This is a genomic window from Planctobacterium marinum, assembly GCF_020687805.1.
Lineage (GTDB): Bacteria > Pseudomonadota > Gammaproteobacteria > Enterobacterales > Alteromonadaceae > Planctobacterium > Planctobacterium marinum.
The window spans coordinates 902820-913061 of the sequence record NZ_JAJEWQ010000002.1; the positions used below are offsets into that span (position 1 = coordinate 902820).

Here is a 10242-nt window from a genome sequence, read left to right on the forward strand (position 1 = left end):
AATTTGGCTATTATTTTAGGTATTGATCCTGGGTCTAGGGTGACGGGCTTTGGCATCATAGAACAACGCGCAAACCGTACCAGCTACGTGGGTAGTGGCTGTATCAGAGTGCAGGGTGAAGATTTAGCCGGCAGACTGGAACAGATCTTTGCCGGAATCACCCAGGTTATTGAACAATACCAGCCGCAACAATTTGCGATTGAACAGGTGTTTATGGCCAAAAATCCGGATTCAGCCCTGAAGCTGGGACAGGCCCGTGGCGCAGCTATTGTTGCAGCTACGCAAAAGCAGCTACCGGTGAGTGAATATTCCGCACGTCAGATAAAACAATCTGTGGTGGGTAAAGGCAGCGCCGAAAAAGCCCAGGTGCAGCATATGGTCATGCATTTGCTTTCGCTTAATAAAAAGCCACAATCCGATGCTGCAGACGCCCTGGCTGTGGCCATGTGTCATCTGCATACTCAACAAAATTTAATCAAACTGGCTGGCCAGGCCTCTAAAACAGTAAGGGGCCGCTTGCGCTAACAGTATTAATACTGTATAAAAAAACAGTTTCAAAGTGAATGAAAGAGGAACTGCATGATTGGCCGTATTCGAGGCAAACTGGTTGAAAAGTTACCACCAGAGGTATTGATTGATGTATCTGGTGTCGGTTATGAAATCCAGATGCCAATGACCAGCCTGTATCAATTGCCGGAATTAGGTGCTGAAGTGATTGTCTATACGCACTTTGTGGTTCGTGAAGATGCGCAACTGTTATTTGGCTTCGCTGATCGTCAGGAGCGGGCATTGTTTCGGGAGCTTATTAAAGCAAACGGGGTCGGACCGAAAATGGCATTGACTATTATGTCAGGCATGACTGCTGCACAATTTGCGCAGGTGGTAAACCAGGGGGATGTCTCATCGCTGGTTAAACTTCCCGGTGTAGGGAAAAAGACAGCTGAGCGATTGTTGGTTGAAATGAAAGACCGACTTAAAACCGTATTTGGTGATGTGGATGCCATGACGATTACGCCAGTGGATATTGGCGAAGTGGCGGTGGCCAGCACTGCTGGTAGTGCCAGAGACGAAGCCATGAGCGCCTTACTGGCTCTGGGCTACAAACCGCCACAGGCGGAGAAAATGCTGAAGACAGTGTTTAATGATGCTGCTTCGGCAGAAGAGTTAATTCGCGATGCACTTAAAAGCGTCGCTTAACGGCCAGGACCACAACTATTTATGATTGAAGCTGATCGCATTATTTCCAGCGATGTACGGAACGACGAAGAAGCCGTTGATCGCGCTATCAGACCAAAAATGCTGGCGGATTACACCGGACAGGATCACGTCTGTGCCCAGATGGAAATTTTTATTCAGGCGGCGAGGCAAAGACAGGACGCCCTGGATCATCTGTTGATTTTTGGCCCACCCGGATTAGGTAAAACCACCCTGGCTAATATTGTCGCCAACGAACTGGATGTAAACATAAAAACGACGTCGGGCCCGGTGTTAGAGAAAGCCGGTGATTTGGCGGCTATGTTAACCAATCTGGAAGCTCACGATGTTTTGTTCATTGATGAAATCCATCGTCTGAGTCCTGTGGTGGAAGAAGTACTCTATCCGGCAATGGAAGATTATCAACTGGATATTATGATTGGCGAAGGCCCCGCAGCGCGTTCTATTAAGTTAGATTTACCGCCATTTACCCTCATCGGCGCGACAACTCGGGCAGGGTCATTAACGTCGCCACTGCGGGACCGATTTGGCATTGTTCAGCGCCTGGAGTTTTATAACGTCAAAGACCTGGCCTGTATTGTGGCCAGGTCCGCGCGCTATTTGAATATGGATTTGAGCGAAGCCGGTGCATTTGAAATCGCAGCGCGTTCGCGCGGTACCCCCAGAATTGCCAACCGGTTATTGCGTCGGGTGCGTGATTATTCCGATGTTAAGGGCAATGGTGTCGTAGATAAAGATATTGCGTCAAAAGCCCTTGATATGTTGAATGTTGACGTGGAGGGGTTTGACTACATGGACAGAAAGTTACTAACTGCGATATTGGAGAAATTTTCAGGCGGGCCAGTGGGCTTAGACAATTTAGCCGCTGCAATTGGCGAAGCCAAAGATACAATCGAAGATGTGATAGAGCCCTTTTTGATCCAGCAAGGATTCCTGCAACGCACCCCCCGTGGCCGAATTGCCACACAGCGCACATTCACCCATTTTGGATTGAGCTACGAAAATCCAGAGCAAGGCCGGTAAAACACGAAAGTAATTTTTGCTGGTGGCAGAAAGAAAAATGCCCGCTAAAAAGCGGGCGAAAACAACAAGTGTTGAAGGAAAATAAATCCAAGGAACATATCCATGAGAATCAAGTTTTGAAGAACTGCTGTGCAAATTGAAACAGTTGCTTGCCTCTCTGAAGATGCGAGCATTGTACCTTGCTCCACTTTTCCTTCAACTGAAATAAATTAATACTTCAGATTAGATTAACTAATGTTAAAAAATGGTTAAAGATTTTTTGGTCTGACTCATATTTAAACAAAAATAAAATAAAATATATATAAAACAATGTTATATAACTTTTTGAATAAAACCATCCTGTTATTAATTTAAGTTTTGCTATGGCTTTTTTGGTGAGGTATTGGTGTTGCTTGTAGTGATCATGGATTTTGTATCAAAATTTAAATAATAAAAATCCACGTTATTACAGCATTCTAAGCTATTAATTATTTAATGTTTGTTAAAAGAATAATGAAAACAGTAGGATAGGGTGTTATTTCTGGGTTTTTAGTTGTTTGGACTGATTCTACTTCAATGGTCATTAAAATAAGGCCTTTTACCAGAATGAATCCTGGCTGAACGGATTCCCAACCAAATGTGCTATCTTACATGCAGCAGGAATTTAGCCATTTCAAACGCGCAATGAGGAATAAGATGCACAATTGGCAAATCAGAGTCTATTACGAAGATACTGATGCTGGAGGTATTGTTTATTATGCCAACTATTTAAAGTTTATGGAACGTGCCAGAACGGAGTGGTTGCGCAGTTTAGGCATAGAACAAACTGATTTATTGCAACAATCTGTCGGTTTTGTTGTCAGACACGTGGAAATGGAAAATATACAAGCCGCCAGGTTTAATGATTTGTTGTGTATTTCCAGTCAAATTGTAGAATTAAAACGAGCCAGTTTAGTGTTCCAACAGGAAATACGAAATCAAAGCAATAATAAGCTGGTCAGTGCGTTAATTAGAGTAGCTTGCGTAGATCTAAATAAAATGAAACCGCTGGCTATTCCAAAATCAATTTTAGGGGAACTTTCTCGTGTCGTCTGAGCTATCCTTTTTCGACCTGTTTTGGCAGGCCAGTATCTTAGTACAGTTGGTAATGTTAACCCTGTTAATTACTTCGGTGGTTTCCTGGGCATTTATTTTTCAACGCAATAAGGCGTTATCGCAGGCCAGCAAAGAGATTAAAAAGTTTGAAGATCGCTTCTGGTCGGGGGCAGATCTGAACCGTCTTTATCAGGAACTCTCAGCCAGACAATCCATTGGCGGGCTGGCCAGTTTGTTCTGCGCTGGTTTTAAAGAATTTGTTCGCTTGAGTAAGAGCTCAACAACACATCCGGATGCCATCATGGATGGTACTCACAGAGCGATGCGTGTGTCATTGTCCCGGGAAGTAGACAATCTTGAAAGCCATTTGCCCTTTCTTGCTACCGCAGGATCTATCAGCCCTTATATAGGCCTGTTTGGCACGGTTTGGGGGATCATGAATTCATTCATCGCGTTAGGTGGACAACACCAGGCTACATTGGCCATGGTGGCTCCGGGTATCGCGGAAGCACTGATTGCGACTGCGATGGGATTGTTTGCCGCCATACCCGCGGTTATCGCTTACAATCGCTTTAGTCATCAGGTTGAAAAGCTGGAAAACAACTACGCTAATTTTATGGAAGAATTTTCCAGTATTTTACACCGACAGGCTTTGGCGAATAGCCGCGAAGAGCAATAAAGACAGGAGCGACGCATGGTTGTTTACGTCAGAAAGCGCAGACGTCCGGTCTCTGAAATCAATGTAGTTCCATACATTGATGTGATGCTGGTATTGCTCATTATCTTTATGGTGACAGCGCCACTGGTTACTCAGGGGGTAAAAGTTGATTTACCCAAAGCGGAAGCCGAACCTTTGAAAGAAGACTCAAAACCTCCCTTGATTGCGTCTGTTGATGCCGAGGGGAAATATTATCTCAATGTCGGGGATACCCAAAAAGACCCCATGAGTGCTGAGGATTTAGCAGTACTGGTGGCAAAGCATCTGCAGAAAGAACCCGGAACTCCTGTAGTGGTAAAAGGTGATGGTAATGTCCCCTACAATAATGTGATCCAGCTAATGGTGCTGTTGCAACGAGCCGGTGCGCCATCGGTTGGGCTGATGACTGACATGCCTGAACAATGAAATTTATTGAGCATCCCGTCGGGAAATCCGTTGCGTTACATTTTATGTTGGGGGCCGTACTGGTCACCAGCGTGCACTTTTCGCCGACACCCGATGTGCCTCAGTTGAACGCGTCAGTACAGCCCATTGAGGCCGTGGTGGTAGACGCTGCAGCAATAAACAAGCAATTGCAAAAAATAGAAGATGAAAAACGTGAAAAGCAGGATGCTGAGCGGCGCAAAAAAGAAGAACAGGAACGCCGAATTCGGGAGCGGGAAGAAGAAGTTCGGCGGGCAGAGCAGGCCGCAGCAGAAGCGCGGCGCAAAAAGAAGGAAGAGGAGCAACGCGCTGCTGAAGAGGCCAGACAACGAAAAATTGCTGAGCAGGAAAAGGCCAGGCGTCTGAAAGAAGAGCGGGAAAAGAAAGAGCGAGATCGAAAAGAAGCTGAGCGCAAAAAAGCCGAAGAAGCAAAAAAACAAAAAGAAGCAGAAGAGCGGGCCAAAGAGGAAGCCAGGCGCAAAGAACAGGAAGCGCTTGAAATGGCAGAGCAGGAACGCATATTAGAAGAGCAACTGAAAGCAGAACAAGCGGCCAGAAATGCGCGTAAGCAACGCCAGGTGCTGTCAGAAATAGGAAAGTATACCGCGTTAATTGAGCAAACCATCAAACGCAACTGGATCGTGGACCCTTCGATGAAAGGTAAGTCTTGCCGCCTGAACATACGTCTGGCTTCGAGCGGCCTGGTAATACAGGTGACCCAATTAGCGGGGGATGCTAATGTATGCCGGTCAGCGCAATCTGCGGTGTTAAAAGCGGAAACCTTGCCGGTTTCATCCGATCCCGACGTGTTTGCGGAAATGAAAGAAATTAATTTAACATTAAAACCTTAATGGTGTTTAAGTACATATGACAATAATTAAATCGATTCAAGCGCTAAAAAACCGACTCAAAATATATAGCTTAATACTGTTTATACTTGCTGCTGGCAAAGCTAATGCTGCGCTGGAAATCGTCATAACTGAAGGGATCGATTCCGCTCGTCCGGTGGGTATCGTTCCTTTTAAATGGAAGGGTGAGGGGCTTATGCCCGGCACTTTGGCCGATGTTATTTCTGCTGACCTGATGCGCAGCGGTAAATTTAATCCGCTGTCGCAGCAAGATATGCCACAGTTTCCCACAGCTGATGCCGAAGTTGATTACACAGCCTGGGCGTCTAAAGGTGTCGAAGTGATCCTTGTGGGTACGGTGGAGCCTTATTCACTGGACCGCTACCTGGTTAGCTTCGAACTTATTGATGTGATCCGCGGTCAAATTACCGGTGGTAATGCCCGGGTGTTGAGTGCCGGCAAACTGGTAGATTCACAAGATCACATTTTAGATACACGTCAGATTGTGGTGGATGGCAATAAGTTCCGGCGTCATGCCCATTACATCAGTGATGTTATTTATGAGGAATTAACCGGTATTAAAGGAGCCTTTCGGACCCGAATCGCTTATGTGACGGTCAATATTAAAGAAGGCAACAAAACGCCTTACCAGTTAGTTGTGGCTGATTATGACGGTGAAAATGAAAATGTTTTACTTAAATCTCCTGAGCCATTGATGTCTCCGGGCTGGTCACCAGACGGGAACAAGTTGGTGTATGTCAGTTTTGAGAATCGTCGTCCGCAAATTTTTATGCAGGATATCTACACGCGAAGCCGTACCAGACTAACGGATTTTGAGGGGATTAATGGCTCTCCGGTGTTTTCGCCTGATGGTCGGCAAATCGCTATGGTGCTGTCAAAAGATGGCAACGCAGAAATCTATTTATTAGATATTGCAAGTAGAGAAACCCGCAGATTGACCCGTAACAGGTATATAGATACAGAACCAAGTTGGACTCCGGATGGAAGAAGCATCATATTTACCTCAGAACGGGGTGGTAAACCTCAGATTTATCGCGTAAATTTAGCATCTGGTAAAGTTCGTAGAATAACTTTCGAAGGTGAAATGAATCTCGGCGGTACTGTGACCCCTGACGGCAATGAGCTGGTTATGGTAAACCGGACGAGAGGCGACTATCATATCGCCAGACAAGATTTTAAAACCAGTACAATGCAAGTTTTAACGAAGACTTATCTGGATGAGTCTCCGAGCATTGCACCTAATGGAGCTATGATCATATACAGTACGTTACATCAAGGTCAGCAAGTGTTGTCGTTGGTGTCACTGGATGGTCGATTTAAAGCAAGAATACCGGCAGTAGAAGGCGAGGTGAAATCTCCAAGCTGGTCACCCTTTCTACTGTAGAACAATTTGTTAATAAGATTCATAAATAATAAGGATCAAGAGGATGCAACTAAATAAAATCATGAAAGGAGTGTTCATCGCTCTGCCAGTCGTTACGCTTATGGCCTGTTCATCTAGCCCGAGCTCTTCTGATGCTGAAAAAGCGAGAAACGAGTCTGCTGCAAGTTCACAGACCTCTGGTTCAGAAAATACCGGTGTTGAAATTGGCACCGTAGTACAAGAAAAATCGCCTGAAGAAATTCGTCAGGAGCAAAAAGAAGCTCTGATGCGCAACCAGATTGTGTATTTTGACTTCGACCGTTCAAGTGTCAGCAGTGAGTTTTACAGCTTGTTGAATGAGCACGCTGAGTTCCTACGTAACAATCCTTCTCAGCGCGTTACTATCGAAGGCCATTGTGACAAGCGTGGTACACCTGAGTACAACATTGCGCTGGGTGAGCGTCGTGCAAAGTCTATCGAGACATTCATGCAAAATGCGGGTGTGAGCGCTTCACAGATTTCTGTCGTATCTTACGGAGAAGAGAAACCTGTCGCTATGGGTGATACAGAACGCGCTTTCAAACAAAACCGTAGAGCAGTTCTGGTATACAACTAAGCTGAATGTTAATGAAACTTAACAAGCTAGTTGGTTGTACTCTGGTGTTGTGGGGAGCCAATGCGGCTGCCCAGGCACCAGTAGAAAACCTGAACTCAAAAAGCCTTCAGGAAAGGCTCACCATCCTCGAACGGACTATTTCGGCACGTAACGATGCTCAGCAAGTGATTCAGACCCAGTTGGATGAAATGCAACTGGAGGTCAACGAGTTACGTGGTGCGGTAGAGTTACACACCCACAAGTTAGAACAGATTTTACAACGGCAGCGAGAGCTATATCTGGAAATAGACCGGCGGGTTGAGTCTCTGGCTCAAAGCCCGGCCAGCGAACCTGCGGTCCCGGAAACGGTGGTAGATGAAACTCAGCTTGAGTCACAAATGTATGATGGTGCCGTTAACCTAATCCTCAAAGAAAAGAAATACGACGAAGCCATTCCTGAGTTTCGTGCGTTTTTGAAGAGCTACCCGCAATCAGAATACGCACCTAATGCACATTATTGGTTAGGGCAGTTATTGTTCAATAAGCGTGAATTTGGCGATGCTGAGCAACACTTTGAACAGGTTGTTAAGTTTTATCCAGATTCAGGAAAGCGTGCAGATTCGTTGCTGAAACTCGGTGTGATTGCCCAACGGCGCTCTAATATCGCCAAAGCCACTCAGTTATTTGAACAGGTGATTGCCGAATATCCCGATGCGTCGGAAAAACGCCTTGCGGAAACGCGCCTTAAAAATATCAGAGACGGTGCGAATTAGTGATGTAAATATGGTCGAACTGTGGAGATATTCACCGTTCGATCATGTTTCTGCAATATTTGTGAAATTTCTCCTTGCACCTCGCTAAGATTTCAGTATTATACGCGTCCGTCGCCGAGAGGCACATGAAGAAGGGTCGTTAGCTCAGTTGGTAGAGCAGTTGACTTTTAATCAATTGGTCGCTGGTTCGAATCCAGCACGACCCACCACTTCTTCTGCAAAATCTATCTAAAACAATCTGATATGTGGGTCGTTAGCTCAGTTGGTAGAGCAGTTGACTTTTAATCAATTGGTCGCTGGTTCGAATCCAGCACGACCCACCACTCAATCATCAGCATATACCAAAATCCCCGAAAGCAATTATTCAGTACTCGTTGAGTGCCGGATGAGACAAGTTTTTCTGGAACAAACTTGGATCTACCCACTTAACGGGGGATCAGCATTCATCTCGTTCTATTGATTATTCCATCCCAACCACAATGGCTCACCACTGTTATTCGATGATTTTCGGATCTATATTTGCATTTGCACTGCATATAGCCGAGTAATGGTTAAAACAGAAAGTCATAACAGATGACTAAAAAATAAACTGTTGATGCTGCTCTTTCGTATAGTTTCTAGTATAATCCGCACCCTTTTGAAACATGATGTGGTCTGATATGCAGCCGGCAAAAATAGATATCGATTATTCCTTTCCAGGTAAACCTGCCGTTTTAAGCGACGTGCAGCAATCTGCCTATAAGCAACGGATTAAAGCCTTGTTGCAAGAGAAAAATGCCGTTCTGATTGCTCATTACTACACCGACCCGGAAATTCAGGCATTGGCTGAGGAAACCGGCGGGTTTATTTCTGATTCATTGGAAATGGCTCGTTACGGTAAAAATGCGGCGCAAAACACCTTAATCGTGGCTGGTGTAAAGTTCATGGGTGAAACTGCCAAGATTCTGAGTCCTGAAAAAACGGTATTGATGCCGACCCTGGAAGCGACCTGCTCGTTGGATCTGGGTTGCCCGATAAAAGAGTTTGATGAGTTTTGTTCTGCTCACCCAGACAGAACGGTTGTGGTTTATGCTAATACCTCTGCAGCGGTTAAAGCGCGTGCCGATTGGGTGGTGACATCCAGCATCGCACTGGATGTGGTTGAACATCTGGATAGCCAGGGACAAAAGATTCTATGGGGACCAGATAGACACCTTGGCAATTATATCGCGAAGCAAACCGGTGCGGATATGTTGATGTGGCAGGGGGAGTGTATTGTGCACGATGAGTTCTCTGCAAAAGCCTTACAAGACATGAAAAACGTCTATCCGGACGCTGCGATTCTGGTACACCCGGAATCCCCGGCCAGTGTCGTAGAGATGGCTGACGCAGTAGGCTCAACTTCGCAATTAATTAAAGCTGCGCAAGAACTACCGAATCAGCAATTGATTGTCGCTACCGACAAAGGGATTTTCTATAAAATGCAACAGTTTGCGCCGGGTAAAACCTTTATTGAAGCGCCAACTGGCGGAAATGGGGCAACCTGCAGAAGTTGTGCACATTGCCCATGGATGGCGATGAATGGTCTTGCAGCGATAGAAAGTGCTCTCACGGACACCAGTGGTCATGAAATTTTTGTGGATGATGCACTGCGTGAAAAGGCGTTGATACCCTTAAATCGCATGTTGAATTTTTCAACAGCGCGCAAGTAAAAAGAGGATAAACGGGCGGAATCTGGCCCTGGTTAGTGGGTTTTAATGGTGACAGGTGGCTAAATCGCCACTTAAGTTACATTTTCACAATTTTTACTTGATTCAGTGTTTTGAAACCCCTAACATACGCCACCTGTTTTGAGGTGCCAAGGCAACTTCAAAAAGAACAAGTTACCAGGTGAGCTGGCTGACTAATTTGTCAGGAACAAATTAGTCCATGCGAAGCATGGCCCGAAGGGCGAAGGCAGGATGCCGGAGTAACGCGCACGAGTAGTGCGCCGACATACAAATAACACCAAATTTGTATGTCACATAGAACAAGTTAATAGGTGAGATGGCTGAGCTGGCTGACTAATTTGTCAGGAACAAATTAGACCATGCGAAGCATGGCCCGAAGGGCGAAGGCAGGATGCCGGAGTAACGCGCACGAGTAGTGCGCCGACATACAAATAACACCAAATTTGTATGTCACATAGAACAAGTTAATAGGTGAGATGG

Annotated in this window: 11 protein-coding genes and 2 tRNA genes; all 13 read left to right on the top strand. The window is 45.6% G+C overall.

Translation table 11 applies throughout. From position 1 onward, the window contains the following. Window positions 1-3 precede the first annotated feature (3 nt). The 13 genes from ruvC (at window position 4) to nadA (ending at window position 9744) form a co-directional block, all read left to right on the top strand. Window positions 4-525, top strand: coding sequence for a crossover junction endodeoxyribonuclease RuvC (gene ruvC, locus LJ740_RS09435; protein WP_229528816.1), 522 nt, complete (start codon window positions 4-6; stop codon window positions 523-525). Between the two features lie 54 nt (window positions 526-579). After that, complete coding sequence (ruvA, locus tag LJ740_RS09440) at window positions 580-1197, top strand: Holliday junction branch migration protein RuvA (RefSeq protein ID WP_229528817.1); 618 nt, start codon at window positions 580-582, stop codon at window positions 1195-1197. Window positions 1198-1218: 21 nt separating this feature from the next. Continuing rightward, window positions 1219-2238, top strand: coding sequence for a Holliday junction branch migration DNA helicase RuvB (gene ruvB, locus LJ740_RS09445; RefSeq protein ID WP_229528818.1), 1020 nt, complete (start codon window positions 1219-1221; stop codon window positions 2236-2238). A gap of 675 nt (window positions 2239-2913) precedes the next feature. Further along, complete coding sequence (gene ybgC, locus LJ740_RS09450) at window positions 2914-3312, top strand: tol-pal system-associated acyl-CoA thioesterase (protein WP_229528819.1); 399 nt, start codon at window positions 2914-2916, stop codon at window positions 3310-3312. Continuing rightward, window positions 3302-3991 (top strand): protein TolQ, encoded by a 690-nt coding sequence (tolQ, locus tag LJ740_RS09455; RefSeq protein WP_229528820.1) that lies wholly within the window; start codon window positions 3302-3304, stop codon window positions 3989-3991. The genes ybgC and tolQ overlap by 11 nt, the downstream gene beginning before the upstream one ends. Before the next feature lie 15 nt (window positions 3992-4006). Further along, the gene (tolR, locus tag LJ740_RS09460) at window positions 4007-4435 is read left to right on the top strand and encodes a protein TolR (protein WP_229528821.1); all 429 of its coding nucleotides are present in this window, start codon (window positions 4007-4009) and stop codon (window positions 4433-4435) included. Then, window positions 4432-5304, top strand: a complete 873-nt coding sequence (gene tolA / locus LJ740_RS09465; RefSeq protein ID WP_229528822.1) for a cell envelope integrity protein TolA — start codon at window positions 4432-4434, stop codon at window positions 5302-5304. The genes tolR and tolA overlap by 4 nt, the downstream gene beginning before the upstream one ends. A gap of 16 nt (window positions 5305-5320) precedes the next feature. Beyond that, on the top strand, window positions 5321-6706 hold the full coding sequence (tolB, locus tag LJ740_RS09470; protein WP_229528823.1) for a Tol-Pal system beta propeller repeat protein TolB: 1386 nt from the start codon (window positions 5321-5323) through the stop codon (window positions 6704-6706). A gap of 43 nt (window positions 6707-6749) precedes the next feature. Further along, complete coding sequence (gene pal, locus LJ740_RS09475; RefSeq protein WP_229528824.1) at window positions 6750-7301, top strand: peptidoglycan-associated lipoprotein Pal; 552 nt, start codon at window positions 6750-6752, stop codon at window positions 7299-7301. A gap of 5 nt (window positions 7302-7306) precedes the next feature. After that, on the top strand, window positions 7307-8053 hold the full coding sequence (gene ybgF, locus LJ740_RS09480; protein WP_229528825.1) for a tol-pal system protein YbgF: 747 nt from the start codon (window positions 7307-7309) through the stop codon (window positions 8051-8053). A gap of 133 nt (window positions 8054-8186) precedes the next feature. Continuing rightward, a tRNA-Lys gene (locus LJ740_RS09485) sits at window positions 8187-8262 on the top strand. A gap of 38 nt (window positions 8263-8300) precedes the next feature. Next, a tRNA-Lys gene (locus LJ740_RS09490) sits at window positions 8301-8376 on the top strand. Between the two features lie 336 nt (window positions 8377-8712). Next, window positions 8713-9744 carry a quinolinate synthase NadA gene (gene nadA, locus LJ740_RS09495; protein ID WP_229528826.1) on the top strand — a complete coding sequence of 344 codons (1032 nt, stop codon included), beginning with the start codon at window positions 8713-8715 and terminating at the stop codon, window positions 9742-9744. Window positions 9745-10242 lie beyond the last annotated feature (498 nt).